A 465-nucleotide genomic window follows, 5' to 3' on the forward strand; every position below is an offset into this window, starting at 1 on the left:
GCCTTTGAGCGTACCGAGAGAAAGCTTTCCTGCGGTTTGGGCAACCATCTGCAGAAGCCTTTCGGACAGTCCGTCGACATCGGCATTGAAGCGTTCGATCTGACTTTCTTCTTCGATCGGCTGAATGCGCACGACGCTGTAGCGTGCGTAGATCTTTGAATCGACCTCCGCGCGCGACTTCTTGGCCGCGAGCAGCTCTTGGGCGAAGCTCGGGTTCTGACGAATCCAGTCCTCGACCATTGCGTCGTAGCGATTGATGAAGTCCGCCTTGGCCGTCTCGTACTCGTGAACGTAGCCGTCGAGCCTTGCGAGGACCTCGGACGCGAGCTCGAGCGGTACGGCGTAGCCGCCGAGAAAGTTGACGCCTTTCTCCTGCAGATAGCGAACCGCACGCGCTTTGATCGTGTTGAATCGCTCCAGGAGCTTCGGATCCAGAATGTTCTTCTGTCCGAGCTGCTGTCTCTT

General features: G+C 57.6%; 1 protein-coding gene. It reads right to left on the reverse strand.

The annotated features are described in order from the left end of the window. The coding region (locus H6A60_RS12550) for a DUF3150 domain-containing protein (RefSeq protein WP_205105148.1) at nt 1-465 on the reverse strand (465 nt) is incomplete at both ends.

This window comes from Sutterella massiliensis (assembly GCF_016899755.1).
Classification (GTDB): domain Bacteria; phylum Pseudomonadota; class Gammaproteobacteria; order Burkholderiales; family Burkholderiaceae_F; genus Sutterella; species Sutterella massiliensis.